Annotated in this window: 7 protein-coding genes and 1 pseudogene; 2 read left to right on the top strand and 6 right to left on the bottom strand. The window is 72.0% G+C overall.

The annotated features are described in order from the left end of the window. Positions 1 to 23 precede the first annotated feature (23 nt). Together gghA and malA are read right to left on the bottom strand one after the other, a co-directional pair. A complete protein-coding gene (gene gghA / locus C468_RS15435) occupies positions 24 to 2,588 on the bottom strand; it encodes a glucosylglycerol hydrolase (protein WP_008849838.1) in 2,565 nt (854 codons plus the stop codon). Then, positions 2,585 to 4,693: an alpha-amylase MalA gene (gene malA / locus C468_RS15430; protein WP_008849837.1), complete on the bottom strand. Its 2,109-nt coding sequence runs from the start codon at positions 4,691 to 4,693 to the stop codon at positions 2,585 to 2,587. Before malA ends, gghA begins: the two co-directional genes overlap by 4 nt. 112 nt (positions 4,694 to 4,805) lie before the next feature. Here malA and C468_RS15425 point away from each other — a divergent pair, with 112 nt between their 5' ends. Next, a complete protein-coding gene (locus C468_RS15425; RefSeq protein ID WP_008849836.1) occupies positions 4,806 to 9,533 on the top strand; it encodes a glycoside hydrolase family 15 protein in 4,728 nt (1,575 codons plus the stop codon). A gap of 101 nt (positions 9,534 to 9,634) precedes the next feature. On the opposite strand, the gene C468_RS15420 is transcribed toward C468_RS15425, so the two are convergent. Further along, entirely contained in the window at positions 9,635 to 10,120 is a 486-nt protein-coding gene (locus tag C468_RS15420; RefSeq protein WP_008849835.1) for a hypothetical protein, read from the bottom strand. Then, entirely contained in the window at positions 10,113 to 11,963 is a 1,851-nt protein-coding gene (locus C468_RS15415; RefSeq protein WP_008849834.1) for a MutS-related protein, read from the bottom strand. The genes C468_RS15420 and C468_RS15415 overlap by 8 nt, the downstream gene beginning before the upstream one ends. Positions 11,964 to 12,082: 119 nt before the next feature. Here C468_RS15415 and C468_RS15410 point away from each other — a divergent pair, with 119 nt between their 5' ends. Further along, a complete protein-coding gene (locus C468_RS15410; protein WP_008849833.1) occupies positions 12,083 to 12,757 on the top strand; it encodes an MBL fold metallo-hydrolase in 675 nt (224 codons plus the stop codon). Between the two features lie 24 nt (positions 12,758 to 12,781). Here C468_RS15410 and C468_RS15405 read toward each other — a convergent pair whose 3' ends face one another. Beyond that, positions 12,782 to 13,930 (bottom strand): acyl-CoA dehydrogenase family protein, encoded by a 1,149-nt coding sequence (locus C468_RS15405; RefSeq protein ID WP_008849832.1) that lies wholly within the window; start codon positions 13,928 to 13,930, stop codon positions 12,782 to 12,784. Positions 13,931 to 13,992: 62 nt separating this feature from the next. Then, a pseudogene (locus tag C468_RS18200) lies at positions 13,993 to 15,063 on the bottom strand (AMP-binding protein); the annotation flags it as partial.

Raw genomic sequence — 15,063 nt, 5'->3', positions numbered from 1 at the left:
AGCGTCGCGTCCGCGCGCCCGGCTCAGTCGTCGCCGGGCCCCGCGCGCCACACGACCGCGTCCGCGGTCTCCAACCTGACGGGCCCGGCGTCGTCGCCGACTTCGGCGTCCGTGTCGGGTCCCGCGAGCGCGACGGTCCAGTCGGTCGCCTCGGGCCGATCGCTCTCGACTCCGAGGTCGTCGAGGACGCCGGCCGGTGACGCCTCCACGGGCGTCCCCTCGACGTTGCAGGCGACCAGCAGCGCCTCACCCCCGTCGGGGTCGCGCCTGAGCGCCTGATACACCACGGTCCCCTCGGTCGGGTGCCGGTAGCCGAACGCCTCGCCGCGCGCCTCGTCGACGTCGGCTCGGAGCCACGGCCGCGCCTGCCGGAACTCGCGGACGCGACGGTCGAAGGCGGTGCGCGCGTCGCCCTGCTCGTCCTCCCACCGGTCCAAGACGAGGTACTCCGCCACGTCGGCGCTCCACGCGAAGGAGATCTCCCGGAGGTCGGCTGCCGCGACGTCGCCGTCGGCGGTCGCGCCGCCGGTCGACAGCGGCGTCCCCTGCACGGATAGTAGCTCCGCGATCAGGTCGAGGTCGTAGTCGGTCGCGTCGACGAGGGCCGCGAGGGTCGTGACGAACCCCTTGAGCTCCGAGCGCGTCTCGAACCCGAGCTCTTTCAGCCGCGGGAACGCGTCGCCGTCGGCGAACGACCCCTCCGGGACGTGCCAGTCGATCCACGGCGCCTCCTCGGCGACGACCTTCACGTTCCACGTCGGGTCGGTGTCCCGGACGAACCCCCAGGGCGCGCGGTAGTTCGCGTGCAGGAAGTCCATCGGGACGCCCGGCATCGCGACGTGGAACCAGACGAGCGCCGCGGGGCTGTCGTACGCCTCGCGGATCGTCTCGGGCGGCGAGTCGGCGAGGTACGGGTTGATCAGCGCCCCGCCCCAGTCGTCGGTCACCTCGACCTGCGACCCGCGGCGCAGCGTGTCGTGGTTCGCGACGCCGGTGATCCACTGACTCCCCATCTCGCCGACCTCGCGCATCCGCCACCACTTCGTCGCCCAGAACGTCAGGAGCGCGGGCTTGTTGTGCGCGAACGTCACGGGCGACCACTGGAACGCGTGTGGATGCTGGTCGATCAGCGTCCGGTACGTCGACGCGAGCTCCCAGTCCTCCCGGGGCCACGGTCGCCCGTCCTCGTAGATCATCCACGGTCGGTACTCGCTCCCGGCGACCTCGTGTGTCACCCGGTCCATCTCGGCGAGGAACGCGTCGTCGTGGACCTGTTCGCCGGTCTCCTCGTCGTGGTACGTGAAGTCCTGCGCCCCGTCGATCCGGATCCCGTCCGCCCCGAAGTTCGCCTTCCGACGCTGCAGTTCGAGGAGGACCGCCCGAACGACGGGCTGGCGGTAGTCCAGGTGGAGCCCGTACATCCCCGGCCCCTCGAAGAAGGGGTCCGGGAGCAGCCCCGCGGCGCCCTCGTCCGCGTGCCCGAGCGCGACGTCGAAGACGACCCGGACGGGGTCCGGCATCGCGTGGCAGGCGGCGATGAAGTCGACCAACTCGTCGGGCCGCCCCGTCTCCAGTATCGCGGGGTTCGCGGCCGAAAAGGCGCTCACGACGACGTCGTACCCCCAGTTCGTCTGGTCCGGCCGCTCGACGCCGACGGTCACGCGTTCCACGTCGCGTTCGCGGTCGAGGGCCCCGTCCGGCGTCTCGCTGTCGACCCCGCCGGGCCGCCAGTACCACTGCCGGCCGTACGCCTGCGTGAGCGGCTCGACCGGCATCAGCTGGACCGCGTCGTAGCCGGCGTAGTTCCGTTCGTGGGGCGCGAGCGGCTCGTCGTTGCGGAGCTTCTCGCCGATCGCCCCGAACCGCTCTGCGAGCGCTCTGAGCGACCCCCGCTCGGTCGACGTGCCGGGATGGATCTCCAGCATGCTCGTCGCGGGGTCGACTCGCGGGAGGCCGTCGTCCTCGGTCGTCGGGAGCGCCTCGTCGTCACCGCCGAACGAGGCGAAGTGGTCGCGGTCGTCCCGAGTGGCGTCGAGACGCGGCCAGTCGTACGCCTCCGCGGGGGCGAACGCGCCGAACGGGACCGAGTGGGCGAGCGGGTCGCGGACCGTTTCCCACTCGTCGTCGCCGCCCGGCGTCCGGTAGGTCAGCTGATACAGCGCGCCGAGCCGGTCGCGGGTCCCGACCGGGATCCCCTCGACGGCGACCCAGTGGAACTCGTCGTCGCGCGCGACGGGGACCCGGTCGACGCGGAACTCGACGTCCCGTAGACCGTCGTGGCCCGGGTCGACGGTCTCCTTTGCCCCGTCACCCTCGTCCGAAACGGGCGTGAACAGCTCGAGCCGGACGTCGTCTAGGGGGACGCCTCGCTCGATCAGGTCCGGGGTCCAGAAGCCGAACGCGACCCCGTCCGGCGGGTCGGTCGCGGGGTCGGCCCCATCCGGTCGGATCGGGTGCGAGCCGAGCCGCTCGGCGATCGCTCGGGCGGCGCCGAACCGGTCGTCGGCCGCCTCGCGGTCGCGACGGGACCGCTCGACGAGGGCGTCGGTCTGGTCTCGGAGCCGGCTCGGCGTCTCAGCCCCGATCATCGGTCTCGCGCGCGGACGACGGCGACGTCAGCCACCCGGATCCGCTCCGTTCCCTTGCCGTCCGCGACGACGCACGGCTCGCCCGTCACGAGGTCCGTCTCGTCGTGATCGGCCTCGACGGCGACGCTCGCGGTCTCCGGCGCGAAGTTGAGGGCGACGATCAGCGACTCCTCGCCGTCGCTCCTGCGGAACGCCACCACGTCGTCGGGGTGGATGTTCCCGCTGGCGACGATCGGCCGCTCGGAGAGGTCGCCGCTGGCGACGTGGTAGTCGACGCGTTCGAGATCGCCCTCGGGGCCGAGCGCCGGGTGGTCGGCGCGGGTCGCGAGCAGGCGCTCGTAGCGCTCATGGACCTCGTCTCGGGCGTGCTCCCACGCGATCGCGTCGCGGCGACCGCGCTGGCCGATCTCCTGGCCGGCGTACACCATCGGCACGCCGGGCAAGGTGAACGTCGCGGCGCCGGCGGCGGCCGCGGCGGCGTCCCCGCACTCGACCCGGTAGCGCGTCTCGTCGTGGTTCTCGATGTACTGGAGGAAGCCGGCGTGGTCCGGGAAGCCGATCTCCGCGCGCCGGTCGATAGCGTCCAGCAGCGACGCGGCGGGCTCGGCGCCGCGGCCCACCTGTCGGAGCTGGAAGTACAGCGTCGCGTCGAAGTGGACGTCGAACATCCCCTCGTGGAAGTCGGGGATGTACGGGATCGTCTCGTCCATCAGCAGGAACTCGCGGTCCGTCGCCTTCACCCGGTCGCGGAGCTCGCGCCAGAACGAGTCCGGGACAGCCCACGCCATGTCGCAGCGGAACCCGTCGACGAGCGGCGCCCACTCGTCGACCACGTCGAGGAGGAACCGACGCACGTCGAGGTTCGCGTGGTTCAGGTTCGCGATCAGCTCCCAGTCGAAGTACGTCCCCGGCTCGCCGGACTCCTGCCACTCGAACCGGTCGCGGAACGGGGAGTCCGGGTTCTGATACGCGTCCCGGAACCACTCGTGGTCGCGCGCAGTGTGGTTGGCGACGAAGTCGAACAGCACCCGCATCCCGTGGTCGTGCGCCGTCTCGACGAGCGCCTCGTAGTCGTCGCGGTCGCCGAGGTCCTCGGCCACGTCGAAGAAGTCGACGATGTTGTAGCCGTGGGGCTTCCCGTCGTGCTGGAGGACCGGCGTGAGCCACAGCGTGTCGACGCCGAGCGCGGCGATCCGCGGAATCCGGTCCGCGATCGCCGAGAACGACTCGCCCTCCTCGGCGTCGGCGAACGTTCGGACGAACACCTCGTAGACGGTCGCGTCCGTCGTCCACTCCGGCGGCTGGTTGAGTCGGACGGTCTCGAAGACGGCGCCGTCGGCGCCGGCCGGGGCCGTCAGGGCCGGGTCCGTGGGCTCGTCCTCGTCCGCGCCCGTGAGGTCGCCGCGGTCGGTGCGCTCGACGGCGACCGCGTCGGCGACGCTCACCCGCTGCTCGCGGCCCGGCTCGCGGGCGATCGCGACGGCGTGAACGCGCAGTCGGTCCGGCACGGCGTCTGCCGGGATCCGAAGCGCGCGGCCGTCGTCGACCGTCTGAAGCACGTCTCGGGGGTTCCGTCGCCCCTCCGCGACCGCCTCTTCGACATCCCGGTCGTCGACGACGAAGGTGACCGCAAGCGCCGACGCGTCGAGGGCGGACTCTGGATTCGGGGTCGGCGTCGCCCGAACGACGATCTCTGCGCTCTCGCCTCCTTCGTCTCCCTCTTCGACGGTCGCGTCGAGCCGGATCCGCGGGCGGCCGACGCCCTCGCGGGCGCGCTCGGCGCCGTAGTCGATCTCGGCGTGACCGACGTCCCGGTCGCGGATCGCTGTCCCGCTACCGCCGGCGACGTCGACCCCATCGTAGCTCGCCGCGAACGCGCGAACCGTCAACAAGTGGTCGCCGTCGGGGGCGTCGAGGCCGAGCCGGTATCGGCCGGGAGCGTCCGGTGTGAACGTCGTGACGGGCGTCTCGCCGACGGTCGCCTCGCTGTCCGGCGGCGCGTCGGCGACCCGCCAGTGGTACTCCGCGTCGGGGTCGGGGTCCCGCGGTGCCAACTGCGTCGTCTCACCGGTCGAGAGGAACCGAGGGGGTCCGGGATGATGCATGCGGCAACCATCGACGGCCGGGGTCTTTGTTATTGCTCTTCGATCATTCCCGGTCGGCCCGAACGGTCGCCTCGTTCGTCAAGGCTTTTAACTCGGGAATCGGACTTCGACTATGCGACTGCGAACCGCTCTCACGGAGCACGAACGTCGGCGCGGCGAGCGCTATCCGGCGGAGCGTCCCACGACCGCCGGCGCGTTCACGGGCGACGACGGCCGTCTGGTCCACGTCGGGCCCGACGGTAGCGTCCACGACTGTTCGTACTCCCTGTCGGGAGTCGGGGGAGCCGACCGGCTCCGGATGGGCATCACGGCCGGACGCGGCGTCCGCTGGTTCGACGAGCTCACGACGACGCGTCAGCATTACGACGACGACACTCCGCTCGTCGAGACCGAGTACGACGCCGGGCGATACACGATCCACCAGTACGACCTAGTCGTGGGCGACACCCACCTCACGCACGTCGAGCTGCGCGGGGCGCCGCCGGCCGACGCGGAGCTGGTGGCCGCCTGCGCGTTCTCCCCGGACATGGTCGAGGGGCGCGTCGGCAACCTGGTCCACAAGGAGGCCGGGCCGGACGACGGGAGCGTCGTCGAGGTGTACCACCGGACCGAACACGACTTCCTCACGGCCTCGACGGGCCTCTCCGCGGCGCACGGCCAGCGGCTCCGTACGATCACGGAGCTGCTCGGCGAGGACGAGAACGGCTTCCCCCACCGCGGGGAGATCGACCAGCGAGAGGACTCGCGGCTCACTCCCGACGTCGTCGTCCGCGCCCCGTTCGAGCGCGACGGCCGGACCGAGCGGGTGACGCTGGCGAGCCGGGCGGTCGTCGACCGGCGGGAGACGCGAGAGACGGGCGACGACGCGATGGACGCGCTCTCTGACGGTCCGGACCGCCGGCGCCGGATTGAGGAGATATCGCGGATCGCGACCGCCTACCCCGACGCGAGCGACCTCCGCGAGGCCGCCGCGGGTCGCGGACCGACCGTCCCGGAGGACATCCCGCGGCGCGGCGTGATCGCGAGCGACCTCCGCGCGCTCGACCTGTTGACCGCCGAGTCCGGCGCGCGCATCGCGGCCCCCGAGTTCGACCCCTTCTACTCCACCTCTGGCGGGTACGGCTACACCTGGTTCCGCGACGAGGCGGAGACCGCGACGGCGCTTCTGAACGCGAGCGAGGAGCTCGACCTCGACGCCGACGAGGAGCTCCTGGCGACCGCGTCGTTCTTCTGCCGCACGCAGGACGCCGACGGCTCGTGGCCGCACCGCGTCTGGGCGGACTCCGGGAAGGTCGCCCCCGGCTGGGCGAACGCTCGCATCGAGGGCGAGAACGGGAGCGCCGGGCCGAACGACCAGCTCGACCAGCCGGCGGCCGTGGTCGCGTTCCTCGCCCGGCTCCGCCGGACGACCGACCTGCCGGAGGAGTGGCGAGAGCGGATCGACGCGACGATAGCCGACGCCGTCGCCTTCCTCCGGGAGACGACCGAGGCCGACGGGCTCCCCCGCCGGTGCCAGAACTGCTGGGAGAACGCGCTCGGCCGGTTCACGCACACCGGGGCGTCGTATCTCCGGGCGTTCGCCGCGGTCGCCCGCGCGCCCGTCGACGACGAGACGCGCGTCGCGGCGGCCGCGGCGGCCGACGACGCGCTCGCCGGCCTCGACGAACGCTGGAACCCGGACACCGAGCGGTTCCCGCAACGCGCGAGCGAGGAGAGCCGTGACGAGCGCGCGGACGCCAGCACGTTCGCGCTCGCGAGCGCGGTCGTCGAGTACGCCGCGCTGCGCGACGAGCGCGAGGGAGTCGACGGCGCGGTCACGGACGGCTCCGGCGCAACGGTCGCCGCGACCGACTTCGAGGCGTTCCTCGACCACGTACGGACCCACGTGCTGAACTCGATCGAGGCGCTCCGCCGCGAGACGGCGGACGTCGAAGGCCTCGTCAGGTTCATCGGCGACGACTGGCGCACGGCCGAGCAGGGTGCAGCGAAGGTGTGGTCGATCTCGACCCTTTGGGGCGCGACGGCGGCCGCCTCGCTCGCCGGGCTCGTCCGAGAGCGGGACGGTGACGCGACGCGACTGTTCGACGCCGCCCGACAGCTGTACGCGCTCTGCGAGCCCGACGGCCCCTTCGTCAACGACGCCGGGCTCTTCGCGGAGCAGGTGTTCGACGACGGTGACCTCGACAGCGCGACGCCGATCGGCTGGTCGCACGCGCTGCGCATCGACGCCACGGTAACGCTCGCGAAGTACGGCGCGCTCCCGGTCCCGCACGACACGCCGACCGGTCCGGACGAGGCCCCGCACTGGACGACCGGCCGGAAGTTCGGCGTCGGTACCCCGGCCGACCACCAGAGCGAGGACCCTGTTCCGGTGTGGTTCACCCTGACGGAGGGGGCGCTCACCGAGGCGCGGTTCCCCCGGATCGACGTGATGAACGTCCGGACCTTCGACTTCCTCGTCGCGGACCCCGAGACGGGCCACACCGTCCGGACGTTCGACGAGACGAGCCACGTCAGCACGACGGAGACGGTGGAGCGGACGACGGAACCGACTGCCGACGACGCGCTGGCGTACACGCAGACGATCCGGGAGACCGGCGACGGCCACGGCCACGAGTGGACGCTCACCGTCGAGTACGCCGTCGACACCGACGGCGACGCGATCCTCGCGGACGTCGAGTTCGAAGGGGGCCGCGAGTACGACGTGTACGCCCTCGTCGACACGACGGTCACGAACGTCGGGACCGACGACCGCGGCGAGCGCGTGGCCGACGCCGACGGGTACCACCTGACCGCGCGCAACGACGACGCGGCCGACGGCCACACCGGCAAGCTCGTCGACGACGACGGCGACTCCTTCGAGGTCGCGCTCGCGCTCGCGAGCGAGAGTCGGTTCGAGTGGGCGAGCACGCTGCTGGCCGGCGGTCACGAGGCCGAGGGCCTGTTTAGCGACGGCGAGCGCGGCCCGGGTCTAACGGAGGCCAACGGCAACATCATGCTCGCCGGCCTCGTCGGGAGCGGGACGGCTGTCTCGGAGACGCTCGCGCTCGGCTTCGCCGAGGAGGCGGACGCCGACTCCGCGCTCGCCGAAGCGAAAAGCGCCCTCTCGCGCGGGTACGTCGACGTCGCCGACTCGTACGTCGAGACGTGGCGCACGTGGCTCGCCGACCGGGAGTTCCCCGCGTCGGTGACCGGCGACGCGGACCTAGAGACCCAGTACCGGTTCGCGCTGATGACGCTCGCTGCCGTGGAGGACAAGCGGCACGACGGCGCGGGGATCGCCAGCCCGTCGGTGCCGTGGGGCGAGACTGAGTACGCCGCGGAGGACCGCGGCTACGGCTACAACTTCGTCTGGTCGCGAGACCTCTATCAGGTGTTCACCGCGCTCATCGAGGTGGGCGAGGTCGAGCGCGGCGCCGACGCGCTCGCGTACCTGTACAACACTCAGCAGGACGACGACGGCTTCCTCCCGCAGAACACCTACATCGACGGGCGCACCCGGTGGGGCGGCGAACAGATGGACAACATCGCGTTCCCGTCGGTGATGGCGTGGCAGCTGTACGAGCACGGGGTGTCGCCCGCGGACGCCGACTACACCTACGATCAGGTCCGTCGCTCGCTCGGATACATCGCGGCCAACGGCCCGGAGACGGCACAGGAGCGCTGGGAGGAGGAGGCCGGCTTCTCGCCGTCGAGCATCGCGGCCGAGATCGCCGGGCTCGTCTGCGGCGCCGCGCTCGCGGTCGCCGAGGCCGACCGGATCGAGGCGGGCGACGCCTCCGCCGAGGAGTCCCCCGGTTCGCTCCGGGCCGACGCCCTCGCGTGGCTCGCGCTCGCGGACGACTGGACCGCCCGCGTCGAGGAGTGGTGCGCCACGTCGACCGGCACCGAGCGACACAGCGAGACGCCGTACTACGTGCGGGTCACGGCCGACGGGGACCCGGAGTCCGGGCGCCCCCGGACGATCGCCAACGACGGCCCCACCTACGACGAGCGGGAGATCGTCGACGGCGGCTTCCTCGAACTGGTCCGGCTCGGCGTGAAGCCCGCCGACGACGACGCGGTCCGCAACTCCGTGTCGGTCGTCGACGACTCGATCCGCGTCGACACCCCGTACGGCCCCGGGTGGTACCGATACGTGGGCGACGCGTACGGCGAGATCGCGCGCGGCGATCCCGGCGGTCCGTGGGCCGGGACCGGCGACGGACGCGGCCGGCTCTGGCCGATCTTCACCGGCGAGCGCGGCGAGTACGAGCTGCGCGCCCGCGCCGACGGCCCCGACGGCTTCGGCGGCACCGACGAGGACGCGCTCGAACCCGACGCCCTCCTGGAGACGATGGCCGGGTTCGGGAACTCCGGGCGGATGCTCCCCGAGCAGGTGTGGGACCGCGAGCACCCGACCGATTACGGCTGGGAGTTCGGCGAAGGCACCGGGGGGGCGACGCCGCTCGCGTGGTCGATGGCCGGGTTCATCCGGCTCGCACACGGCGTCGAGGCGGGCGAACCGGTCGAGACGCCGACGGTCGTCCGCGACCGCTACGTCGAGCGCGACCGCTCGGACGCGCCGGATCTGACGGCGCTCGACACGCTCGTCGACGGCGACGTCGTCGTCGCCGGCAAGACCACCGCTGACGTGGTCGCGATCTACACGCCCAACGGGGCCGCGCTGGCGACGCCGAAAGACGGCGAGTACGAGTTCACCCTCGACTCCGAACTCGACGCGAGGACGGTGGTCGTCGCCGCCGCGAACCTCGACGCGGACCGGGACGTGACCGACGCCGACGCGGTCCTCGGCGACTTCGCGGGCGCCGGCACGGCGGTTGAGCGGATTCGGCTGTAGCGCGGCGGCTCCTCAGTTCAAGAACACCTTTTTCAGAAGACCGGTCCCGTCCGAGAAGACCGGTCCCGTTCGAGAAGACCGGTCCCGTCCGAGAAGACCGGTCACCCGAGCACGGCGACGTCGACTTCGACGGTCTCTCCGTCTCCCCCGCGACCGCCGGCGCCGAGCTCGACGTCGCCGACGACCGACTCCCGGACCGTCTCACGCCACGAGGCGACGGCCTCGGCGTGTCGCTCGCGGCGGGTCTCGATGTCGGCGTCCAAGTGCTCGGCCGTCGTCTCGTCGACCTCCGGATACGGGGGCACGTCCGAGACGAGGTCGCGCGGGTCGACGTGGATCGGGGCGGGGTCGGCCTCGCCCCCGTCTGGCCCCGCTCTGTCACCCGCCGGTGGCGTCGAGACCGTTCCCGGACCGAGGCTGTGCAGTCGGGCGCGCATCCGCCCGGAAAAAGGCGGGGTCACCCGGAGGACGACCTCGCGGTCGCTCCGCAGAGACGCCTCCAGCGCGGTCGCTACGTCGTCGCGGTGGACGGCGATCGACCGGATCCGACCGGGCGCCCCGGTCGCCGGCGGGTCGCCGTCAGTCATCGCTCGCCGACCACTCGGCGTCCGAGAGCGTTCGCTGGACGGCCTCCTCGCCGACCGCGCCGGCGAGGTGTTCGAACCCGGCGCGCACGCCGCGATCGGTCGCGTTCGCCACCAGCCGCGAGACGATGAACTCCGGCGTCGACTTCCCGACGGTGCCGAACCGCGGCTGGTAGTCGACCCGGAGGTCCAGGTCGCTCGTGAGCCCCTCGGCGAAGATGCCGTCGATCCGAGCGGGGTCCGGGAGCGGGCTGAGGTCGTCGGCGAGGTGCGTGACGTACACGCCGAGCGCCCCGCGGTCCACGGTGAGCGTGACGAGCCCGTTTAAGAGGTCTGCCGCCCGCCCCGGCTCCGTGATCGCCTCGAACTCGTCGACGAGCATCAGCGTCCGACCGTCAGCGACCAACGGCGGGACGACCGACTTCAGCGTCGACTCCAGCACGCCGGCGTTGAACGAGGCGTGCCGCCGGTGAAACACGATCCGGTCGAACGCGCCGACCTCCGCCTCCTCGGCGGGCACCGGGAGCCCCATCGACGCCAGCAGCGCCACCGCGCACAGCGTCTCCAAGAGCGTGGTCTTCCCGCCGGAGTTCGCCCCCGTGAGCACGCTCACGCGGTCGCCCGTGGGGGGCGACTCGGCGTTCGCGACGCCGGGCTCGCCCGCGAGCGCGTGCGATCCGATCGCGTACGACACCGGCTGGACCTCGCCGTCGATGAACGGGTTCCGGGCGTTCCGGACCGCGATCCCGTCGTCGACGAGCGTCGGCCGAGTCAGGTCGAACGCGACCGCGAACCGCGCGAGCGACAGCAGGAACGCGGCGTCGGAGACGGCCGCGACCGCGCCGGCGACGGTGCCGGTCGCCTCCGCCGCGTCGTCGTCACCGTCGCTCTCACCCCCGGTCGCGTCCCGCATCCCGCCGATCCGCTCGCGGATGTCGGCGGCGACGGTCGCCTCGCGCTCCGCGACCGCCGCCTCCAGTTCCGCCGCCAGATCGCGGAGCGTGGCGGAGACGAAGTCCGCGGCGTCGAGCGCGTCGTCCGGCGCGACCGAGCGCACCGTGGCCGGCTCGACGCCCGTCTCGCGCGCGACGTGGTCGATCGTCGCCGCCTCCAGCGCCTCGAAGTCGCGCAGGGAGCCGTCTCGCACCGCGTCGAGCACGTCGAACGCGGAGTTCGCTAACTCCGCCGCCGCGTCGCGCTGACCGCGCAGGCGATCGAGCTCGTCGTCGGCGCCGCGCGCGACCTCGATGTCCCCGTCGCCCCCGGACCCCGCCGGGTCGATCGCGCCCCGCACGTCGGCGAGTGCGTCGGCGGCGTCGCGCAGGGCGTCGCCGTCCAGCGCCCCGATGGGTTCGAAGGGCGCGCCCGTGAGCCCGGCCTCGCGCAGCGCGACGGCCGTCTCGACGGCCGCCAGGTCCGACCCTCCGGCCGCGTCGTACTCGTCGAACGCCTCGATCACCCGCTCGCGGTCGCCATCGCCGAGCCCCTCCCACGCGTCGCGGGCGGCGACCACGTCGTCGAGCCGAGACTCGACCGCGTCCCGGTCGGTGAGCGGGGTGAGCACTCGGATCCGGTCGGCGGCGTGGGCGGTCAGAGCGTGCCCAGCCGCCAGCCCGAGGAGGTCGTCGTACACCGATCGGGTGTCCCCCGTCGCGAGGACGTCCATGCCGGCCTCGCCGTTGGCGCGGCGGAGGATCCGCGTCGCCCGGCCCCGGTGGAGCCCGGCGTCGACGAGCGCCCGGACGTCGGCCGCCTCGATCGCCTCGATCGCCCGTTCGGTCCCGAGCGACTCCGCGAGCCGCTCGCTCGTCTTCGGGCCGATCCCCCAGTAGTCCTCGAGTCGCATACGCCGACGTGTCGGCGCGGCGCCTTGGCGTTTTCGTCGAAGCCGGCCGAGCGAGGGGCGGGCCGGTCTCCGGGGCCTCCGCCGCCAACGTCAAAGCCCGCCGGTTGCTACGGCGTCTCATGGCGACGGAACTCGCGGACGGTGTGTGGCGGTTCGAGCTGCGCGGCGTCAGCGCCTACCTCGTCGACGACGACGTGCCGACGCTGGTCGACGCGGGAACGCCGTGGGACGAAGCGTCGATCCGGGAGGGATTCGCCGACGCCGGCGTCGACGTCGCGGACGTCGGTCGAGTGCTGCTCACCCACTACGATCTCGACCACGTGGGGACACTGGCGGCGCTGACGCCGGAGCTCGACGCCACTATTTATACCGGCGCGTTCGACGCGGCGATCCTCCGGGGCGAGCGGTCGCCCCCGTGGCGAAATCACAAGGGCGCGCTCCAGCGGCTCGGGGGGCTGTTCACGACGCTCCCGGACCTGGAGATCAACGCGGTCGCCGACGGGGAGCGACTGGGCTCGTTCACCGCGTATCACACGCCCGGTCACACGCCGGGCCACGTCGCGTACGTGAGCGAGGACCTGCGCGTCGCGCTGCTCGGCGACCTCGTCTCGGAATCCGACGGCGAACTCGCCCCCTCGGAGTGGCTCATCAGCTACGACACGGACTGCGTGCTGGACAGCATCCGAGACCTCGCCGAGCGCGCCCCGCCGTTCGAAGTGGCCTGCGTCGGCCACGGCGAGCCCATCGCGTCCGGCGGCGGCGCGGCGCTCGAGGCGCTGTCGCGGCGGATATAAAAACGATCGAACTGCGCGGCCGGTCTACCGGGACTGCCGATAGATCAGGTTCCGCTGGATGTCGTTCGCGCCCTCGTAGATCACCGGGATGCGCACGTCGCGGTAGACGCGGGCGATCCGGCGGTCGGTGAGGATCGAGCGGCCGCCGTGGAGCTTCATGCCCTTCTCGGCGCAGTCGGTGGCGACCTCGGTGGACTTGGTCTTCGCCAGCGCGGCCCAGTACCCCGCGTCCTCGTTGTTCGCGACCTTCTCGCAGGCCCGCCAGTTGAGGGCGCGCGCAGACTCGAAGCCGATCCGCATGTCGGAGAGGGTGTGTTGGACCGCCTGGAACTCGTTGACGGTGCGGCCGAAGGCGTTGCGCCCGTGGACGAACTCCTCGGCCTCCTCGATGGCCGCGGCGGCGAGGCCGAGGCCGTGGCCGCCGACGACGACGCGGCCGTGGTTGAAGAAGTCCGCGAGGACGTAGAAGCCGCCGCCCTCGCTGCCGACGACGTTCTCCTCTGGCACGAAGCAGTCCTCGAAGACGATGTGGCCCTGCTTCGACGCCCGCATCCCCATCTTCTCCGGGATGTGTTCCGCCTCGTAGCCGTCCGAGTCGGTCTCGACGATGAACAGCGTGTAGTTGGAGTAGCGGTCCTCACCGTCTCCCGTCTTGGCGTAGACCGTGAGCCAGTCGGCCTCGACCGCGTTGCCCACCCAGTACTTCTCGCCGGTGAGCTCGTAACCCCCTTCGACCTTCTCGGCCGTCGTCGTCATCCCCGCGAGGTCGGAGCCAGTCTCGGGCTCGGAGACCGCCAGCCCGGAGATCTGATCGTTCTCCGCGACCGGCCGGAGGTACTCCTCCTTCTGCTCGTCGGTCCCGTACTGCTCGACCATCTCGGCGCCGAAGCTCGCAAGCTGGAGCGTGAGCGCGATGCCGGCGTCGGCGCGGTAGAACTCCTCTGCCATCGCGAGCACCTGCGCGAGGTCGTACCCCTTTCCGCCGTACTCCTCGCCGATGTCCTGGGCGACGAGGCCGGCGTCCATCCCCGCCTCCAGTATCTCCCACGGGTACTCGCCGGAGTCGTAGTACGCCTCGGCGTTCGGGGCGATGTACTCGTCGGCGAACTCGCGGGCCTCCTGTTTCACGTCCCTCGCGTGCTCCGGAACGACGCTGTCGTCGAGCAGATCCATGTCAATGGGTGTGGTCTCCCCAGTCAAAACGTTCGTGGAACAACGAAGAACGCCGGGCCAGTTTAATCGCTCCGTGCGCTCGCGGCGTCGTCACCGTCGTCGATCGGTTCGCCGGTGTCGCCGTCGTCGTTGGTGTTGGCCTCGCCGTCGTCGACGGCGTCGCGGTCCGCGTCTCTGGCTTCACCGTTTCCGCGTCCGTCTCCACCGTCTTCCTCATCCGCTCCGTCCGATTCGGCCGCTTCGTCCGGCTCATCCGCTCCGTCCGATTCGGCCGCTTCGTCCGGCTCATCCGCTCCGTCCGATTCGGTCGCATCGGACGGCTCGGTCGGCTCAGCGGGTTCGAACCCGGCCGCCTCTAGGTCGGCGTCGCCCCGCGGGTCGTGTCCGCGCTCGCGGAGGATCCGGCGCACCGCCTCCCGGTCGACGGTCCCAGACACGGTTCGGGGGAGCTCGTCGACGTACGCGACGGTCTTCGGGATCTTGAACCCCGCGAGTCGGTCTCTGGCGAACGAGACGAGCTGGTTCTCGTCAACGAGCGGCACCGCGTCGCCCTCGTCCGATTCGTCCCCTTCCGTGTCCTCACGGTTCGAGTCGCTTCGGTCAGCGTCTCCGTTGTCCGGTTCCGCGTCGTCCGCGTTCCCACGCCCGCGCTCGTCGGCCGCCGACTCGTCGCCCTCCGTCACTTCGTCGCCCTCCGTCCCTTTGTCGTCTGCTCCCGCCGCGGTCGTCCCTGTGTCCCGCAACCGGTCCCCGACCGCGAGCAGCACGGAGACGCGCTCGCCCCACACGTCGTCGTCGAGGCCGACCATGGCGGCGTCCTCGACCGGCGGGAACTCCCGAAGCACGTCGACCACCTCGCCGGGCTCGACGTTCTCCCCGCCGGTGACGATGCGGTCGTCGAGGCGGTTGAGCACGTAGAGGTACCCGTCCTCGTCGAACCGACCCACGTCGCCGGTGTGGAGGCCGTGGAGTCCGAACGCCGACCGATCGAGCACCGCCGCCGACTCGTCTCCGCCTTCGGGACCGCCCGCGCCGCCGTTCTCCCCGCCCGCGCCGCCGTCGCTCTCCTCGTCCCCGTCGTCGCTCTCTCCGCCCGCGCCGCCGTCGCTCTCCTCGTCCCCGTCGTCGCTCTC

Origin of the sequence: Halorubrum kocurii JCM 14978, from assembly GCF_000337355.1 — an archaeon.
GTDB lineage: Archaea > Halobacteriota > Halobacteria > Halobacteriales > Haloferacaceae > Halorubrum > Halorubrum kocurii.
This window is presented reverse-complemented; position numbering and strand designations above follow the sequence as displayed.

What these genes read in the sequence shown, in the direction of transcription:
- gghA (WP_008849838.1), bottom strand. Translation starts at nt 2,588, where the DNA reads ATGATCGGGGCTGAGACGCCGAGCCGGCTCCGAGACCAGACCGACGCC.
- malA (WP_008849837.1), bottom strand. Translation starts at nt 4,693, where the DNA reads ATGCATCATCCCGGACCCCCTCGGTTCCTCTCGACCGGTGAGACGACG.
- C468_RS15425 (WP_008849836.1), top strand. Translation starts at nt 4,806, where the DNA reads ATGCGACTGCGAACCGCTCTCACGGAGCACGAACGTCGGCGCGGCGAG.
- C468_RS15420 (WP_008849835.1), bottom strand. Translation starts at nt 10,120, where the DNA reads ATGACTGACGGCGACCCGCCGGCGACCGGGGCGCCCGGTCGGATCCGG.
- C468_RS15415 (WP_008849834.1), bottom strand. Translation starts at nt 11,963, where the DNA reads ATGCGACTCGAGGACTACTGGGGGATCGGCCCGAAGACGAGCGAGCGG.
- C468_RS15410 (WP_008849833.1), top strand. Translation starts at nt 12,083, where the DNA reads ATGGCGACGGAACTCGCGGACGGTGTGTGGCGGTTCGAGCTGCGCGGC.
- C468_RS15405 (WP_008849832.1), bottom strand. Translation starts at nt 13,930, where the DNA reads ATGGATCTGCTCGACGACAGCGTCGTTCCGGAGCACGCGAGGGACGTG.